Source organism: Natronobiforma cellulositropha, from assembly GCF_025629245.1.
Lineage (GTDB): Archaea > Halobacteriota > Halobacteria > Halobacteriales > Natrialbaceae > Natronobiforma > Natronobiforma cellulositropha.
The window spans coordinates 1-17,434 of sequence record NZ_JANZXN010000032.1; the positions used below are offsets into that span (position 1 = coordinate 1).

The window sequence follows — 17,434 nt, forward strand, 5'->3', positions numbered from 1 at the left end:
CCGATAGGTTTCTCAGAAGTGCGTTCTCAATGGCTCTCGGAGAGTTCTTTCAGCCTGTTTAGTCGTGAAACCTGTGCATCATAGAGGCATCTTCGCAACATCAGGCGGGCGATTTCGTATACCGGCATTTGGTGTATGTGGTGCGGCGGCTGTGGTCTCCGTTCGCTTGCTCACCGACGGCCACGGCTCCTCGAGCCTCGTTCCAGCCGGACCGGACCTCTCGTCGCGAACCGATGGGACCAACGGGCGACTCCTCGATCGCTGCTGTCAGCACACCACGACGATCTGTCGTGGTGGGCGGGTGGCACTCGAGACCACTACCGGCTCCCAGTCGAGCGTCCGGCCTGGCCTGTCGTCGCCGTACTGATCACACGAGCACCGCTCGCTCGAGAATCGACACCGAGCGACTGAGATTGCCGAGCAGGGCCACGGCGCGCCCGCTCTCGAGGATAGACTGCTGAAAAACGCACTCGAGTGCCCGTCCCGTCTCGTGTGCGTGCGTCGAGGTCCGACTTCACGCCGTGGACCGGACACACCCTCACCAGACCGTCTCAGGCTTCGCTCGAGTCGATGCCGTTGATCTGGACGAAGCCGTAGTCACAGTCGGGGCAGTGCCACTTCACTTTCGTCCCGAGGTGGAGCGTGGTGCTCGCCGCGCGGTAGAACGTTCGCTCCCCACCACAGTCGGGACACTCGTGGTCGAGTTCAAGAGCCATACCGGGGGGTCTCTCGTCCACGGTGTTTAACGTACTGATTTCCGGGTTCACGCGATATACCGTATGTCGGGATACCGAACTCGAGTATCCCGCTGTGAAATGGCTGGTGTAGCGATACCCATGCTGTTTGCTCCTTCAGCCGGAGGTCGAATTCCATTTTGACTGGGTACTCTCTGCTCGAGAAGGTGCGAACAGTAACCGTTCAGGAATGCAGGTACCAACCGATAACGAAATCAAATATCATTCTGAGAATAATGTACCCGACTGCCGCTACAAGCAACTCTCCGATATTGAGGGCGCTTTGCCAGTACTGAAATGCTGCAAGAACGAGTACAACGACGAGTGAACCCCTGATATGATATTTGAGTCGTTTCGATGTTTTCTTCATATCTGTGATGTTGTTTCGGTGACCTAAAATATATGATACCCGACTCGAGACCGTCACCCACCACCTCTGCGACGGCTACACCAGCGACTCGACGTACTTCGTCACGTGGTCGCCGATCCGGCGTTTGTACCCCGCCTGTCGCGCCAGACGGTCGAGTTCGCGGGCGACCAGACTCCCGTACTGGACGGCCTTCTTCTCCCGGTCGACGACCTCGGCGGGGAGGTACGCCCTCGAGACGAGTCGCAACGCCCGTTTTCGCTCGAGGTCGTCAGCGAGCAGTTCCTCCGGGAGGCGCAGTGCGGCGTCGACCACCGCGTCGTGTAACAGGGGAGCGACCGCCTCGACGCCCGCCGCCTCGAGCGCGAGGACGTCTCTGGGCAACTGCTCGGGGAGCGTCCGGATCTGCTCACGGACCGCACCGCGGACCGTCCGCGCCTCGACCCGGTGATCCAGGTGAACGACCTTCTCGTAGCCACCGAACAGTTCGTCGGCCCCCTGGCCGACCGCGAGCGCGTCGACCCCGTCGGCGGCGGCCCGCTGGCCGACGAGATACAGCGGGAGGGCGATCTGGACGTCCATCGCGTTCGTCCGCCCGGTGGCGCGGGCGACCTCGGGCACCGCGGCTTCGAGGGTCGCCGGCTCGAGTTCGACCACCGTCAGCGCGTCGGCACGCCCCATCGCGCTGGCGGCCGTCCGCGCTGCCTCGACGTCGTGGCTGCCCGGAAAGCCGACGACGTAGAGTGGTGCGTCGAGCGCCGCCGCGACCAGCGCCGAGTCGATCCCGCCGGAGAAGGCGACGGCGGTGTGAGCCTCACTCGAGACGCTCTCGATGGCGGTCTCGAATCCCTCGGCGACGCGCTCGAGCGCGCGCTCGTGGTCGTCGTCTACCGGCGGGTCGGGCAGCTCCCAGACGCGCTCACAGCCGGTGGCGTCGAGTGCACATCCCGAGGGGACGAGCGTGGGTTCTTCGAGGTCGGTCGGCCGAAACGCCCACGCCCCGTCGGCGGCCGGATTACTCGCCTCGGCCTCGACGAACAGCGGGACGCGCCCGAGGACGTCGCGGACGAGTCGGCCGTCGAGTTCGCCCGCGAAGCCGGTCGTGCCAGGAAGTGGGTCACGGTGCTCGAGTGCGTCGCGGACGACCGTCTCGTCGCTACCGCGGAGTCCGTTGGCCGCGGACGGTCCGTCGTGGCCAGTCATTCGAGGAGCTCCGAGAACCGGTTCTTCGCGCGGCGCTTCGCGCCGCCGGCGGCCTGGCGAAAACTGATGTGCCAGGGGGTTCGTTTGCCCTCGACGGAGGTCCGTCCGTCGGCGATCGCCTCGAGAATCGCCTCGCTCGCCCGCTCGTCGGCGTCGACCCGGGTGACCGCCTGGCCGACCATCTCGCTGATGTGGGCGTCGCTCCCGGCGGTCATCGGGAGACCGTGTGTGCGCGCGAAGCGCTCTGCCTGTCGGTTCGCGCGCCCGGTCAGCAGCCGCGAGTTGTACACCTCGATCGCGTCGGCCTGTGTGAGCTGGTCGCGTGAAATGCGCGCCATCACACCGTGGCGTGACTCCTGGAACGGGTGGGGGACGACCGCGATTCCCCCCTGCTCGCGGATGCGCTCGAGCGTCTCCTCGAAGGGGAGTCCTGGCGGCACCGCTCGCTCGACACCGAGACCGAGGACGTGGCCCGCTTTGCTCGAGATTTCGATCCCCGGAATCGCGACCAGGCCGTACTCGGGGGCGCGCTCGAGCGCCTCGAGACTCGCGTCGATCTCGTCGTGATCGGTGATCGCAATCGCGTCGAGTCCGACCGCTGCGGCCTGCGCTAAGATGAGGTCGACGGGGTCGCGGCCGTCGTAGGACTGCTCTGAGTGAACGTGGAGTTCGACCGACAGCACGTCCTCGAGTAGGGGAGTCGGAATCAAAAGTACCCCGATACGAAACCGGGTTCGCGCCGCTCAGTCCGCACTCGGCGCTGGCGCGCCGATGTCGATCTCACCGGCGTCGAGTTTCGCCTCGACGTTGCGTGCGGCCTCGACCATGTTGGCCATCTTGCCGTAGGCGATCTCACGCGGGAGGAGTTTCAGCCCGCAGTCGGGCGAGATGACGAGCTGTTCCGGGGGGACGACCTCGAGACCCTTCAGGATGTTGCGCTCGATCTGTTCGACCGAGTCGATCTTGGCGATGTGGGCGTCGACGACACCGAGCGCGAGGTCCTTGGTGAACGCGGGGTCTTTGAACACGTCGAGCTGGTCGTAGTCGCCGTTGGCGAGCTCGAGGTCGAACTCGTCGACGGGGAACTCGAGGATCTCGGGGTAGATACGCGAGTAGTCGCCGTAGCAGACGTGGAGACCGGTACGGACGTCGTCGGGGAGCCCGTCGACGATGCGCTCGAGACAGCCGCCGACGATGGCGTGGTCTCGCGGGGTGGTCGCGAGTGCGGGTTCGTCGATCTGGATGTAGCGAGCGCCCGCGTCGACGAGTTTGTTGATCTCTTCGTTGACGAGGTCTGCCAGGTCGTAGGCGAGTGCTTCCTCGTCGTCGTAGGCCTCGTTGAACGACCAGTTCGCGAGCGTGTACGGGCCGGTGATGGGGACTTTGACCGGGCGGTCTGCGGCAGCGGCGGTGAACTTGTACTCCTCGACGAGCCAGGTCTCGTCGTACTCGACTTCGCTGACGACGGAGGGTTTGTCGAAGTAGTTGTGTCCCCAGACCTTGATGGGACCGTTGAACTCGTAGCCATCGATGCGGTGAGCGAAGTACTCGACCATCTCGGTGCGGCGCATCTCGCCGTCGACGACGACGTCGAGTCCGGCGCGCTCGTGTTCGTTCGTGATGAGCCGGGAGGCGTCGTCTGTCGCCTCCTGCCAGTGGTCCTCGCTGAAGTCGTGCTCGGGGTCCTGGTAGAGTTCTTTCGCGCGGTTGAGCCACTTCGGTTTGGGGTAGCTGCCGACGACGGTCGTCAGCAGGAAGTGGTCGTTCGGGTGGTCGTCCGGTCGGAACTGCTGTTTGTTGTCGTCGCTCATGCTGGGGTCACCTCTGCGAGTGCCGCGGCCTCTGCAAGGGCGGCGAGTTTCTCCTCGAACTTGTTCACTGGGAGGTAGAACGTCTCGGTGTTCGTGCTCAGATAGACCGTCTCGAACTCGGTGACCGGGAGCTGATCGAACACCCACTCGGTCCGGTCGCGGACCGCTTCGGGGTCTTCGACGAGCGTGTTCTGGCCGTCGACGAGACCGAGTGCGACGCTGTCCGTGCTGCCGTACTCGTTGATGTTGTAGAGGTTATCCTCCTGGTTGGTTACGAAGTCGTAGCCGATGGCGTCGACACCGGCGTCGAGCAGGTGTGCGTGGACCTTCTCGGTGAGCGCGCCCCAGTAGGTGTGGACGACGACCTCGGCGTCCGTCGATGCGGCGACGGTGTCGATGGTTTCGCTCGCGAGTTCGTCCAGTCCGTCTTCGGGCGCGTCGGTCACGAGCGACGGCTCCAAGAGGAACAGCGTCTCGTGCTCGGGGAACGCCTCGACTTCGCCGGCGAGGAACTCGCCGACGGCGGCGAGGAACTCCTCGTCGGTGCCGTAGTATTCGTCCGTCGAGAGGTCGAACAGCGAGTACGGTCCCGGGAGGACTGCCTGGAGGTCGCCGTCGGCCAGTTCGCTCGCGGTCTCGAGTTCGCCCGCGACGTCGCCCGAGAAGTCGAGGTCGTCGGTGACGACGGGGTCGCGGTAGAAGTTGTTGTTGTCGTAGTAGCGGACGATTCCACGGGTGTCGACGGCGTCGTGGACGGCCAGCGGGTGCGCGAGCATGTCGTCCCAGCGCAGCTGCCCCTCGCTGATCCGGTCGAGTCCAGCCTCGTGCTGGACCTCGATCACTTCCTCGCGCGCCTGCTCGTAGGCGGCGGTGATCTCCTCGCCTTCGTCACCGCTGATCAGATCGTGTTTCTGGTGCCCTTTCAGGTCCGAGAGGTCGTCTTTCGCCCAGTCCGGGAGCGGAAACAGCCCCGGTGTGGTCGAGACGTATTCGGTCATGCGTACACCGGGCTAGGCTATGCCGACGCTTAATATTTACCATCACTGCAAATACGCGCCAGTAATTATACGGCGTGTCTCAGAGGCGTGTTATCGAGTGACAAAATCGCGGTAGCGGCGTCTGCAGAGGTCCGAGCGGCCTGTTTGGCTCACTGCCACAGTTCGAGGACGGTCAGCGTCTCGAACGGGAAGGATTCGTCGGCGCGGGCGGCGGCGCTGAAGCCGTACTCGCCGGCGAATTCGACGACCTCTTCGACGCCAGTGAGGCTACTGACGAGGAGGAGGACGACGCCGTCGGGCGCGAGGACACGCCCGACACCCGTGAGAAACGCTTCGATGACTTCCCGTCCCGTGTCGCCGCCGGAGAGGGCGACCTCCATCCAGTCGTCTCGCGTCGCCTCCGGGTCGACCGGCAGGTACGGTGGGTTGAACACCACGGCGTCGAAGACGCCGTCGCCGAACGGTTCGTGAAGATCTCCCCGAATTACCTCGACACCACGCTCGCGCGCCTGCTCGCACGCGTGTGGATTCAGATCGGCTCCGACGACCGTCGCCCCGGTCTCGGTCTCGATCCGCTCGGCAACGTAGCCCGACCCGGTGCCGACTTCGAGGACGACCATCCCGTCCTCGAGTCGCTCACCGCAGACGCTCGCGAGTACGTGTGAATCCTCCGCTGGCTGGTAGACCTCCGTCTCGAGTCCACGGCGTTCTGCGAGGTCCATCTACTCGGAGTCGGCACTCGAGGGGGTTGGCTCTTCCGTCTCGTCGCCGCTCTCCCGGCCGCCACCCTCGAGCGCGCGTTCGTCCATCGCGACGCTCACCCCGTCGGCGTCGTCTCGACTCGACAGTTCGCGCTGGGGGTAGGGGATCGTGATTCCGTGCTCGTCGAACGTCGCTTTGATCGCCCCGATGGCGGCGGTCTGTGCGCGCCAGCGCCGACTCGCACTCGGCCGGTCGATCCAGAAGCGGACGCCCAGGACGATCGCCGAGTCGCCGAATTCCTTCGTGACGACCTGCGGGGCGGGCGCGTCGATCGACTCTTCGAGCTGTTCGACCGCCTCCCGTGCCAGGTCGCTCGCCCGCTCGAGGTCTGACTCGTAGTCGACGCCGACCTCTACTTCGACGCGCAGACGGCCCTGTTTCGTCCGGTTGGTGACCATCTGCGAGCCGACGACGTCGTTCGGCACCATCACGTACTCGCCGTCGAACGAGCGGATGCGGGTGTTGACGATCGAGATGTCGGTGACGATCCCCTCCTGGTCGTCGATCTCGATCCAGTCGCCGATCTCGAACGGCCGGTCGAACATCAGGACGAAGCCCGCGAGCATCGCGCCGAGGGTCTGTCTGGCAGCCATCCCGAGGACGATTCCCAGGAAGCCTGCCCCGACGAGCAGGCCGCTGAGGTCGTCGATCCAGACGCCGAGGACGACGATGAGTGCCAGCCCCCAGATGGTCACCTGCGTCAGCCGGTAGGTAATCTCGCGCTGGTGGTCGGTGACCGCCGACGCCGAGGCGAGCACCTCCCGGAGCAAGCGGTGGACGAACCGCGCGACGATGTACGCGCTGAGCAGCACCACGAACGAGAGGACGGCCCGCGCGATGACGGCACTCTCGAGGTCGTGCGCCGACGCTCGCCGCTGTACTTCTCCGGCCTGCCCCCAGACGCCGACGGTCACCGAGACGGTCAGTGCGACCGTGCCGACGAGGACGAGCGTCGAGACGATGTCGGCGTACAGCGGCCGGATCCGCTCGTTGAGCCACCGCCCCCGAGGCTGTGAGGTGAGCAGGACGACGAGTAACAGGCCGGCCACAGCCACTGTCACCGCGAGGCGGCCGTTTACCGTCGTGACCTGCTCTGAGAGCCAGTCCAGGCGTGTGAGCGTCTCGAACATCGTACTCCTCCTCGAGTGCTCAGTCCGTCACTGAATAGTCGTCGGTTCTGCCGCTGCTCGGGCCGTCACCCACTCGAGCACTCACGGTTGCTGTCTGCGTGAGCGACGCGTTCTCACTCCCCGAGACCGACCTCGAGCGCGAGCGTCGCGAGCGCGGCGAACTCCGCGGGCGAGACGGTTCCGGCGCGCCGCGAGAGCAGGTCTTCGTCGGCCGCCGCGACGACCGCGTCGGCGTCGTCGAGCCCGGAGATGTGGGCCGTGTTCCGGATCGCGTTGCGCATCGTCTTCCGGCGCTGGGTGAACAGCGCCTTGACGAATCGCAGGAAGAACGCCTCGTCGTCGACCTCGTAGTCGGGGTCGCGCGGGACCGTCCGGACGACCGCGCTCTCGACGGCTGGCGGCGGTGAGAACGCGCCCTTCGGGACGGGTTCGACGAGTTCCGGCGCGCTGTAGTGCTGGGTCGACACCGAGAGCCGACCGTACTCGGACGTCCCGACTTCGGCGACCATCCGCTCTGCGAACTCCTTCTGGAACATCAACACGAGTGGGCGCTTCTCCGGGAGCAGCCGGAACGTGATCTCACTCGAGACACCGTAGGGGAGGTTCGAGACCGACGCCGTAAACTCGGGGAGGTCGACCTCGAGTGCATCGCCGGCGAGCAGCGTCAGCCGTCCCGAAGCCAGTTCGTCTGCGAACTCCTCGCGCAGAAACTCGACGAGCGCCGGGTCGCGCTCGACGGCCGTCACGCGCTCGCCGACAGCGAGCAGCCGGTCGGTGAGCGCGCCCGTTCCGGCACCGATCTCGAGGAGGTGACTCGTGTCGGCATCGATCTCTGTGAGGTAGGTCGGCAGTCGGTCGAGCACCCGGTCGTCGATCAGAAAGTGCTGGTCGCGATCCGGATTGCCGCGGACGCCCGCCCGCTCGAGCAGGCGATCTGGGTCTCGCATACTCGCGCTACTCGAGGCGACGCTGTAAACACACCGTCTCGCCGCGCACCTGACCGCCGCGGGATGCGATTCGAAACCAGAGCTTCAGGCCGTTTCGCGGCGTCCAACGAACACCTTGTACTTGACGTCCTCGTCGCGCAACTCCTCGAGAATCCGATCGGCGAGCACCTGGGCGGGGTTGTGGAGTCCGGAGACGCGCTCTTCGAGTTCGTCGAAGCTCTCGAAGGGCTTGCGCTTTCGCTCCTCGATGATCGTATCGCGCAACTTCTTCCCGATGCCCGGCAGGAGCGTCAACTGGTGGAGTCGGAGCGTGATCGGCTGCGCCTCGTTGTAGAAGTCGACGAAGCGCCGCTCTTCCTCGGCGATCAGGTCGGCCACCACGTACTCGAGTTCCGAGTGTGCACCGGAGGTGAGGTCGCCGTAGCCGACGGACCGACACTCGAGGACGATATCGCGCGCGTCCCGTGGCTCGACGACGACCCGCGTCCCGATCGTCAGCCGTTCGTTCTCGTCGAACGCTACCTGGTACAGTTCGAAGTCGTCGGTGCCGAGTGCGTATCCAGCTGGAGACTTCTGATACTGTGGCCGTCCGTCGTCCGACAGACCGTGTGGGAGGTAATCCAGCACCACCGCGCGCCGAACGTCTGTCTCGTCGCTGTCGGATTCACTCATAGATTCTGGGTACGGTGAGCGCGTACTTAAAGAGTCGGCCACGCAGGCTGGCGAATTTCCGCACACCGCTGCCCCGTCGTCGGATCACGAACGCGTCGGCGCGGATTCAGTTCAGACGTACTGGGCGACGACGTTGAGGATCTCGTCTAGCTCCTCACCCGAGAGCGTATAGCGCTGTTGTGAGTAGACCGAGCGCAGTTCGTCGCGGTCTCGCGGCAGCAAGTCAGTGATCTTGTAGGCGGTCTCCTCGTTGACCTTCTCGAGTTCCTGTAACTCTTCGACGAGTGCCGTCGCGTCGGCGGGGTCGAGGATGGCGAAGCGGTTGACGTGTTCGATCGCTCGAGCCAGTTCGTACCGAAGCTCACGCTCTTCGTCGAGGGCACGCTCGGTCTCGACGTCGGCGAGCAGTTCCTTCGCTTCCGAGACGGTCAGGTACTCCTCGTCGACGATCTCTTTGAAGATCGTCATTCCTTACTGCTCGGGGACCTGCGCCTGATCAGTTCCCTGTGCACGCAGGTGTGCGGCGGTGACGATCAGCGTCTTCTCCTTGCCGCCGTCGGTGATCAGAACCTTGAACGCACGGCCCTGTTTGCCGACGACTTCGCCGGTCTGGCCGTCGAAGCGCGGGTGGTAGCGTCCGTCGGGGACGCTCGGGTCGATCTTCAGGTGGACCTTCTGGCCCTCGTCGAACTCCTGAATCGCCCGCTGCGGTGGCGAGGTACCGCGTTCTCGAGGTTTGTTCGCGAGCTTTCGTCGGGTTCCCTGACGAGGTCCGTTAGAGTTCGGCATAGTCGTACGCCCCTCTTATTCGGTGGCGGTTATAAAACACACGTCTTCCGCCCGCGGCGATACGGTGGCCGCTCGATCACTCCTCGAAAACGTGCCCCGAGAGCGCCGAATCGATCGAGTCGCTCGTCGAGTACGCCCGTTTCGTGAACGTAACCACGCGCTCGCCGTCGGTCTCGCGGTCGGAGACGACCTCGAGTGTCAGCCCCTGCTCGCGCAGGTGAGCGAGCAGCGCGTCGACCGTCTCGGCGTCGGCGCGGACGGTGTGGCGCTCGCCCGCCGTCTGGCCCGCCTCGACGTGCGAAATCGTCTCGAGCATCGGCAGGAGAATCGCCTCTCCGAGCCGGTGTGCGCGCGCCCGTCGCTCGGCGGCCGACTCGCCGAACTCGTGAGACTGGAACGCCTCGCGGACGACCCGGCGGAAGACGAACTCCCGGCCGTAGTCGAACGGGAGCGAGAACGCGTAGGCGAGGTCACCGCGGTTCGCACTACCGGCCGTGTACTTCACCTGTCGGTCGCCGTCCGCCGATTGCAGCACCACGCCCTCGCGGCCGTCGCGCTCGAGTTCCTTGACGACGCGCCGGCAGACGGCTGCGGCTGCGTCGGCGTCTTCGATGGCGAACAGCCGCGTCTGCGGGACCTCGAACCGTGCGTAGCGATGCCGGCGCTCGGCCACCGGAACCGGCTCACCGCCCTCGCGCTCGCGCCAGTCGAACGCCCGAAAGGCGAGCGAGTCGACGCCTGGATACTCGTGCTGGATGTAGGGACTCTCCGGGCCTATCATCTCCCCGCAGACCATCGCCGACGGATAAGCGTCGAACAGCGCGCCGAGTTGTGCCCCCTGTCGCCGCTCGAGTACGCGCGTCGTGAACGGACAGACCAGTCCGCTGCGCGTGAACGCGAGCAGGTCGCCCTCGAGTCGAACCACGCGGACGTTGTAGCCGTTCAACTTCTCCTCGATGGCCAGGTCGCCGTCGAAGTGGCTCTCGATCCCTGGCTCGAGGACGAGCGTCCGTCCGATCTTCGGATAGCCGCGGACGACGGTGTCGCCGATCAGGACCGTCCCTCGCTCGAAACTCCCGCGGGCGTTCGGGAGGTACCGATACGGGCGTCCCTCGTAGTGCTGGCGGCGAAAGTGCTCCTCGAGCCGTGAGAACACCTCCGGCGAGCACTCGAGCGCCTCGTGGTACGCCGCAGTCATACCCACTCCCTACCACAGCCATGGGTAAAGAACGCCCACCGTCCGCCACAGGTGTTCGCTGTCCCCGTCTCCGTGACCCTGCGCCACCGCCCTATTTGGCGCTGGCCGGTGAACGGTCGCTATGGCAGGCGGCCCGTTCAAACAGCGGTTCGTCCTCGACACCTCCGTCTTCCTCACCGACGAGATTCGCGACGACGGCGAATCGCTCGAGGACGCCCTCGAACGCCTCCTCGACCTCCTCGCACAGGCCCGACTCGAGTTGCACATCTCCTGTTACATGCCGCCGTCGATCCACGACGAACTGACGACGATTCTCGAGAGTCGCGGCGTCTCGGACGACCTCACCTCGAAACTCAACACCTGGGTGATCCGTAAGCATCCGGCCCGCCACGAGGTCGCGATTCCCGCGAACGTCGTCTACGAGTTCGTAGACGAGATGAGCGACCGCGTCAACCGGGGGCTTCGCGTCTCCGAGGAGGCGGTCAGGCGCGCCGAGACCACTCAGGGGGAGCCACCCGCCGAAGACGAGTACATGAGCGCCGTCGACACCGTCATCTCCGACCTGCGCTCGAAGTACCGCGAGGCGTTGCGCCGGGGCGTCCTCGACTCACGTGAGGACTTCGACCTGCTGGTCCTCGGCATCGAACTCGAGGCGGGCGTCGTCACCGAGGACACCGGCATCATCGCCTGGACCGAGGACTTCGGCCTGCGCTATCTCCGCGGGCGGGAGTTTCCCGACCTCCTCGAAGAGTACCTCCGGGCCGTCGGCTCACGCGAGCGGGAGTGAGTGCACCGAGTGAGCCGACGCGTCGCTCACTGGCGGGCTCGGTGCAGAGTCGAAGAAATCGATTCAGATGCGGCCGACGTTCTCGACGGCGACGCTCTCGACGTTCTCGACGTCCGCGAAGGTCTCCTCGACGGCTTCGGTGCCGCCTGCGCCATCGGGGACGATGACGGTCGGGTAGAGGGCGACGAGACCGAAGGCGACCTCTTCGCGCTCGACGCCGTTGATCTTCACGCCCTCGGGGAGGGCGCTCGAGAGGGCGTCCTCGAGTTCGTCGAGGTCGACCTCTGGGCTGCTCGGCATGACCTTGATTTTGGCGGCGACTTTTCCCATGGCTCTATGGTCCGGTGAACCCGCAGTCGGGGCACTCGTAGAGGTTGCTCTGTTTGCGACACTTCGCACAGCGGTAGATCTGTTTGCCACACTCCGGGCACTTGAACGCTGCTGCGTTCGTCCCCGCGATGTTGATCCCGCACGAGACACACGAACGCGTCTCCTGCTGGTCCGTCGTACTCATACACCCACGTTCCGCACCGGCGCTTTTAACGGTTGTCTTTCGACCGCCGCGGACGGCCGGCCGACAGCGCGTGACCGGTCGGGACTCGAGCGTCGGACACGCCGCCGCGCGTCACGCGCCGACGATCAGCGGCCCGATCAGGACGCCCATCAGGTGGACTCGGCGAGCGCGAAACCGGATGGGAACCATGCCGATCGCCGCCGCGACGACGAAGACGCCGACGCCGAGGAAGCCCGTGAAGAGATACGAGAGGACCAGCAGGAGCGCGAGTACAGTGACCGAGATGGTGAGATACGAGAGCCGTCCGATCACGTCGAGGTAGGCGTCGCCGACGACGATCACGAGGACGAAACCGACGACCCCCGCGAGGAGGACGCCGGAGACGAGCACCGGGAGGGCCAACGGCGCGTTCGCGCTCTGGAAGGCGACCATGACGCCCGTCCGTGGCTGGCCGATGGCGACGAGTGCGAAGAGCGCGAAAATAGTGTTGGCCGTGTCGACGCCGCTCGTCGCGACGATGTAACTCCGGTCGTTCGTCCCGCCCGGAATCAACACCAGGACGGCGACGGCGGCGATGGCCGCCGAGATACCCGGCAGGTAGCCGACGACCGCACCCGCGAGGGCGCCGGCGAGCGCAGCGAGGGCGAGAAACCCGCGTGGGAGCCGTATCTCCCGGTCGCGCTGTGGGGGAATCCCACCGCCGCGGATGGCGTCGATCAACACCGGCGCGCCGAACAGTCCGGCGAAGATGGGTGCGAGCATCCCGCCCGCCTCGAGCGGCGCGTCGGGCGATAGCTCGAGCGTGAGCGCGCCGAGAATCGCTGCGAGCGTAAAGGAGAGGAGGCCGCCGAAGCGCGCCCGCCAGGTGTACTCCGAGGCGACGAGGCCGATTACGACGAGGACGAGGACGAGTGGGAGGTTCGAACGGAGCGTCGGGTAGACGGCGGTGACACCGGCGGTGATCGGAATCGCGAGCGGGACGGCGAGGACGACGGCGAGGAGACTGCCGAGTGCGGAGAGGCGGATCGCCTCGTAGCCCCGGCCCGCCAGCACCATCCGGTGGCCGGGGAGGGCGGTGACCGCCATCTCCGCGTCGGGAACGCCGAGGGCCATCGCGGGGACCGCGTTGAGGAAGGTGTGGACGACGCCCGCAGCGAGCATGGCGACGCCGACTAACAGCGGCGGGCCGGGGACCGACGGGGCGACGCCAGCGAGTACGAGCGCGAAGTTGTTCGCGTGGAGGCCGGGGACGAGGCCGCTGATCGTCCCGAGGAGGGCACCGGCGAGTACCCACACGACGACCTGCCCGCTCAGCGAGAGGTCGACCACCACTTCGGCGGAGGCGTCCATCGACGGCTCTGGCCGCCCCATCGGATATAAGTTCTCGCGGCGGTGGTGGTCGGTGTTACGACGCGCTCGAGCCAACTGCTCGAGTCCGCCACTGATACCGGAGACAGTGACGCGGTTTCGCGATTCGGAAACACGCTCGCAACCGCAGCAGCGGTTCGGTAACTCCGTGCGCGGACTGAACGAAGGCTGATATGTATATAATACTGACTGTGCCTTCTCAGACTATCTTTACACAGCGAGAAAATTCCGCCGTTCACGGCGGGCGTGAATCGCGTCACTCGACCGAATCAGGACGCGTTCTCACACGTCCGTTTGTACGTCTCGTACTCGCGTTTTGCGTACTCGTAGGCGTGTCTCTTCTTCTTCAGTTGCTTCTCGTCCGTGTTCCCCTTCTCGTATTTCTTTGTGTACTTCTCGTACTCGCGTTTTGCGCGCTCATACTCGCGCTTTTTCTTGCGTTTCTTGCCTTTCTTGTCGTCACGAACCGTCGTAAACTCCAGAATGTCGCCGAAGACAACCGCGCTTCCCACCTGGGCGACCGCCCGGAACTCGTAGGTTGTGCCAGGCTCGAGGCCGTCGATTTCGGCGCTGAACGGCCCGGGTTCGGTGAGGACCGCCTCGTCCGTAAACAGCCACACCGACGTTCCCGTGACGCGGTAGAGGAAGTAGACCGAAACCTCCTCTGCATCGCCAGCCTCGAGCAGTTCGCCGTTGAGCGTCGCCGTCGATCCGGTGACGTCGGTCGCTGGCAGCGTCTCGACGTCCAACTCATCCGGCGCCAGTTTGGTGAACGAGCGTGTGGATCCCAGGAACTGTTCGTCGTTTGCGACCACGACTGCACGGAATTCGTACGTGCTGCCGGACTCGAGACCCGCGATTTCGGCGCTGAAGTCGCCGGGTTCCTCGAGCGTCTGGGGTGCGGTCGTGGTCCACTCGTCCGTGCCGAGTTCACGCCACTCGAAGAAGACGTCGGCGGCGTCGAAGTCTCCGAGATCGATCAGTTCACCGTTGAGTGTTGCCGTCGAGCCGTTGACGTCCGTCGCTGGCTGTGTCTCGACGCTCGGGACGCCGGGTTCGGCTTTGGTGAACGAGACGATGGTTCCGTCGTAGCGCTCGCCATTGGCCACGGCGACCGCCCGAAATTCGTACGTGCTGCCGGACTCGAGGCCGTCGATTTCGGCGCTGACGTCGCCGGGTTCCTCGAGCGTCTGGGGTGCGGTCGTGGTCCACTCGTCCGCGCCGAGTTCGCGCCACTCGAAGAAGACGTCGACGGTGGCGAAGTCACCGAGATCGAGGAGTTCGCCGGTGAGCGTCGCCGTCGAGCCGTTGACGTCCGTCGCCATCTGGGTCTCGACCATAGGTGCGCCGGGTTCGGCTTTGGTGAACGAGAGAATAGCTCCCTCGGCACGCGTGTCATTGGCCACTGCGACCGCCCGGAATTCGTAGGTGGTTCCGGGTTCGAGACCGTCGATTTCGGCGCTGACGTCGCCGGGTTCCTCGAGCGTCTGGGGTGCGGTGGCGGTCCACTCGTCCGCGCCGAGTTCACGCCACTCGAAGAAGACGTCGACGGTGGCGAAGTCGCCGAGATCGAGCAGTTCGCCGGTGAGCGTCGCCGTCGAGCCGTTGACGTCCGTCGCTGGCGACGTGATGACCTCCGGTACACCTGGCACCAGCTTGACGATGCGAAGCGTGGCTCCTTCGACCCGTTCACCGTTCGCCAGCCCGACCGCCCGGAATTCGTACGTGGTGCCGGGCTCGAGGCCGTCGATTTCGGCGCTGACGTCGCCGGGTTCCTCGAGCGTCTGGGGCGCGGTGGCGATCCACTCGTCCGCGCCGAGTTCGCGCCACTCGAAGAAGACGTCGACGGTGGCGAAGTCACCGAGATCGAGGAGTTCGCCGGTGAGCGTCGCGGTCGATTCGTTGACGTCCGTCGCTGGCGTCGTTACGACGTCCGGGACGGCCGGATCGCAACTGATGTCGAGCGTCGTGATATCGAGGCCGATCGCGGTACTGTCGGTCTCGAGTGAGTACGTTCCGTCCGCGAGATTCCCCCACGTCGCCGACCCGCCCGCGGGAACCTCCATCGTCTCCTCGTACCCATCTGGACCGGTGACGGTTACCATCACCGAGACGTCGTTGGGATTCGTTACCGTGATCGTCCCCTCATCGTCCTCACACGTCGACTCCACTTGCAGGTCTACGAGATCACAGTCGCACCCGGTAACCGTCGCCATCTGCAGGTTGACGTCGGTCTGGGCGTACAAACAGCCATCCACCGTTGCATTGGTGAGTACGTTGATCCCGGTCTGGGCCAGTACGATCCCTGCGAAGGTCGCGTTCGTTCCGATCTCGACACCGGCACCGCCGGCGACCACCCAGACGATATTTTCGACCTGCGCACCCCCTTCCAGATTGACCGTTACCCCGCTCGCCACGGTGAGATCTCCCGCAATCTGGAAGATCCAGGTGTCGTCCGGGCCACCGTCGAGGGTGATGTCGTCGTCGATCAGGACGTCTGTACTCCAGTTGTAGACTCCTGGAGTGAGTGTCTCATCGCCGATATTGCCGCCGCCTAACTCTGTCTCGTCTGGCGGGACGCGGCCGTAGGCGTCGGTGAAGGCGGTTTCCATATCGCTCACGGCCGTGGACAGTCTGGACGGCGTTGGCTCCGCGTAATCGGCCGCGTACACCCGTCCGCCCACCTGGGTCGATGTCGCGTAGACGCCGGATGCATCTAGCGTCAGACCGAACCCGGTTATCGCCGTCGACGCGATCGGACTCACGCCGATATCTCCTGCCACGTCGGAATTGGGTACGCTCGAGATCCCGGATTTTGCCAGGATCGAGAAGTTACAGGCCGTCCCGAGATCGACCGGTGCTGGACCGTCTTGCTGGATTTGGATCTGGTTCGCGGACGTATCTCCCGGATCGCTATCTTCCTGGGCGGCACCCAGACAGCCTGCCAGACCGGCTGTGAGCAGCCCACTCGATGTGATGACGGTTCTTCTGGACGGATTGTAATCCATATCGGATAACTACTGGTGTGCGCTATTGTTTATGCTGAGCTACCCGATATAAACGCGAGTCACATTTCCCCCAGACATTCGTTAAATTCGACCAGGGATCCCGTTCGGACGCGCTCGATACCCGAGCCAGCCGGTAGGGAGTGATAATACAGTGTTACGTGCATATTTTTGTCTCGGTACTGCGAGAAATGCCGTTGCTCGCTGGCTCACGAGTGCTCACTATTATACTTCCCACACTTTCCGAGGAGTTTGCAGACAGTTCGAACGACGAACCTGTAGGTGGCAACTACGGGTAATTTCACGGATTCTGAGGGCTGTTCCAGGAGGGCTTACAGATACCGGTCGACGTACCGATCACTCCGGCCGATACGGATTCGTGGGGACGTCGAGACGATAGACGTCCGCTGCAGCGTCGAAGTCGTCGTCGAACGAGTAGAGGTACTCGAGTCCTTCCGTCTGCATCTAGGACACGATAGACGCATCGACGAACGAGAACCGCTCGTACTGCCGGAAGAGCGCTTTTGCCGCGGCGAATTCGTCCGCGGTCAGTGAGTCGATGTGGAATCGGGTGTTCTCCGCTATCCGGTCGAGGAAGTCGACCGCGGCGTCGTGACCTGCGTGCGTCATCAGCCCGTTCAGTGTCTCTGCGAGGACGTACTCGAGGATCACCACCGCTGGAAGGTCTGCGGTGTCGATTCCGACAAGGATTGGGAGCGCCTCGTCGTGTGTACCGTCACGACGGTAGGCCGCTGCGAAGAGGACGGTCGTATCGATGAGTGCGCGCGGCATCTAGGTGTCGACGCCCCACGTGTCGTGCTCGCTCTCGACGGCTGTCGCCCGATCACCATCGTAGCCGTCGAAGTCGCTGAACGTTCCGCCTCGCTGCTGGACGACCTGCACGCGAACCGTGCCGTCGTCCTCGACGTGCCAGCGGAGTCTGTCGCCGTCGTCGATGTCGAGTTCTCGCCGGATGCGAGCGGGAATGTTCGCCTGATTCCCCGAGACCTTGCTCTCGGCGTCGACACGCTCGCTACTCATACTCGAGGCTACGAGACTGCCGTCTATAAACCCTAGTGTGTGTCTACACTACCTCCCGTGGTGTGTGCGCGGCTTCGGTTGAACCACTGGGACGTGTGCGCGAGCCGC

At 64.7% G+C, this 17,434-nt stretch carries 18 protein-coding genes and 1 pseudogene; 1 reads left to right on the top strand and 18 read right to left on the bottom strand.

All coding sequences use genetic code 11. The features are described 5' to 3' along the window. Positions 1-551: 551 nt before the first annotated feature. The 12 genes from N0B15_RS14635 to N0B15_RS14690 form a co-directional block, all read right to left on the bottom strand. Positions 552-716, bottom strand: a complete 165-nt coding sequence (locus tag N0B15_RS14635; RefSeq protein ID WP_263020459.1) for a DUF7838 family putative zinc beta-ribbon protein — start codon at positions 714-716, stop codon at positions 552-554. A gap of 463 nt (positions 717-1,179) precedes the next feature. Then, positions 1,180-2,304 (bottom strand): asparagine synthase C-terminal domain-containing protein, encoded by a 1,125-nt coding sequence (locus N0B15_RS14640; RefSeq protein WP_263020460.1) that lies wholly within the window; start codon positions 2,302-2,304, stop codon positions 1,180-1,182. Then, entirely contained in the window at positions 2,301-2,987 is a 687-nt protein-coding gene (locus N0B15_RS14645) for a PHP domain-containing protein (RefSeq protein ID WP_263020602.1), read from the bottom strand. The genes N0B15_RS14640 and N0B15_RS14645 overlap by 4 nt, the downstream gene beginning before the upstream one ends. 60 nt (positions 2,988-3,047) lie before the next feature. Continuing rightward, positions 3,048-4,115, bottom strand: coding sequence for a methionine synthase (locus tag N0B15_RS14650; RefSeq protein ID WP_263020461.1), 1,068 nt, complete (start codon positions 4,113-4,115; stop codon positions 3,048-3,050). Next, positions 4,112-5,113 carry a 5-methyltetrahydropteroyltriglutamate--homocysteine methyltransferase gene (locus N0B15_RS14655; protein WP_263020462.1) on the bottom strand — a complete coding sequence of 334 codons (1,002 nt, stop codon included), beginning with the start codon at positions 5,111-5,113 and terminating at the stop codon, positions 4,112-4,114. Before N0B15_RS14655 ends, N0B15_RS14650 begins: the two co-directional genes overlap by 4 nt. Positions 5,114-5,262: 149 nt before the next feature. Next, a complete protein-coding gene (locus N0B15_RS14660) occupies positions 5,263-5,835 on the bottom strand; it encodes a HemK2/MTQ2 family protein methyltransferase (RefSeq protein WP_263020463.1) in 573 nt (190 codons plus the stop codon). Further along, positions 5,836-7,005 (bottom strand): mechanosensitive ion channel family protein, encoded by a 1,170-nt coding sequence (locus N0B15_RS14665; RefSeq protein ID WP_263020464.1) that lies wholly within the window; start codon positions 7,003-7,005, stop codon positions 5,836-5,838. Between the two features lie 113 nt (positions 7,006-7,118). After that, positions 7,119-7,952 (bottom strand): 16S ribosomal RNA methyltransferase A, encoded by an 834-nt coding sequence (locus N0B15_RS14670; RefSeq protein WP_263020465.1) that lies wholly within the window; start codon positions 7,950-7,952, stop codon positions 7,119-7,121. A gap of 84 nt (positions 7,953-8,036) precedes the next feature. After that, the gene (locus tag N0B15_RS14675; protein ID WP_263020466.1) at positions 8,037-8,624 is read right to left on the bottom strand and encodes a DUF655 domain-containing protein; all 588 of its coding nucleotides are present in this window, start codon (positions 8,622-8,624) and stop codon (positions 8,037-8,039) included. 111 nt (positions 8,625-8,735) lie between these two features. Then, positions 8,736-9,092, bottom strand: a complete 357-nt coding sequence (locus N0B15_RS14680) for an RNA polymerase Rpb4 family protein (RefSeq protein WP_263020467.1) — start codon at positions 9,090-9,092, stop codon at positions 8,736-8,738. 3 nt (positions 9,093-9,095) lie between these two features. Beyond that, on the bottom strand, positions 9,096-9,413 hold the full coding sequence (locus N0B15_RS14685) for a 50S ribosomal protein L21e (RefSeq protein WP_263020468.1): 318 nt from the start codon (positions 9,411-9,413) through the stop codon (positions 9,096-9,098). 76 nt (positions 9,414-9,489) lie between these two features. Then, a complete protein-coding gene (locus N0B15_RS14690) occupies positions 9,490-10,611 on the bottom strand; it encodes an RNA ligase (RefSeq protein WP_263020469.1) in 1,122 nt (373 codons plus the stop codon). Between the two features lie 121 nt (positions 10,612-10,732). Here N0B15_RS14690 and N0B15_RS14695 point away from each other — a divergent pair, with 121 nt between their 5' ends. Next, a complete protein-coding gene (locus tag N0B15_RS14695) occupies positions 10,733-11,398 on the top strand; it encodes an RNA ligase partner protein (RefSeq protein WP_263020470.1) in 666 nt (221 codons plus the stop codon). A gap of 63 nt (positions 11,399-11,461) precedes the next feature. Here the strand turns inward: N0B15_RS14695 and N0B15_RS14700 are convergent, their stop codons facing one another. The 6 genes and pseudogenes from N0B15_RS14700 to N0B15_RS14725 form a co-directional block, all read right to left on the bottom strand. Next, positions 11,462-11,728 carry an elongation factor 1-beta gene (locus tag N0B15_RS14700; RefSeq protein WP_263020471.1) on the bottom strand — a complete coding sequence of 89 codons (267 nt, stop codon included), beginning with the start codon at positions 11,726-11,728 and terminating at the stop codon, positions 11,462-11,464. Between the two features lie 4 nt (positions 11,729-11,732). Then, a complete protein-coding gene (locus tag N0B15_RS14705) occupies positions 11,733-11,912 on the bottom strand; it encodes an HVO_2753 family zinc finger protein (protein ID WP_263020472.1) in 180 nt (59 codons plus the stop codon). A 111-nt stretch (positions 11,913-12,023) separates the two neighbouring features. Beyond that, on the bottom strand, positions 12,024-13,262 hold the full coding sequence (locus N0B15_RS14710; protein WP_263020473.1) for a tripartite tricarboxylate transporter permease: 1,239 nt from the start codon (positions 13,260-13,262) through the stop codon (positions 12,024-12,026). Positions 13,263-13,549: 287 nt separating this feature from the next. Further along, the gene (locus N0B15_RS14715; RefSeq protein WP_263020474.1) at positions 13,550-16,288 is read right to left on the bottom strand and encodes an ice-binding family protein; all 2,739 of its coding nucleotides are present in this window, start codon (positions 16,286-16,288) and stop codon (positions 13,550-13,552) included. Positions 16,289-16,642: 354 nt separating this feature from the next. Further along, positions 16,643-17,077, bottom strand: a pseudogene (locus N0B15_RS14720) (type II toxin-antitoxin system VapC family toxin). Then, positions 17,078-17,326, bottom strand: a complete 249-nt coding sequence (locus N0B15_RS14725) for an AbrB/MazE/SpoVT family DNA-binding domain-containing protein (RefSeq protein WP_263020475.1) — start codon at positions 17,324-17,326, stop codon at positions 17,078-17,080. Between the last annotated feature and the right edge of the window lie 108 nt (positions 17,327-17,434).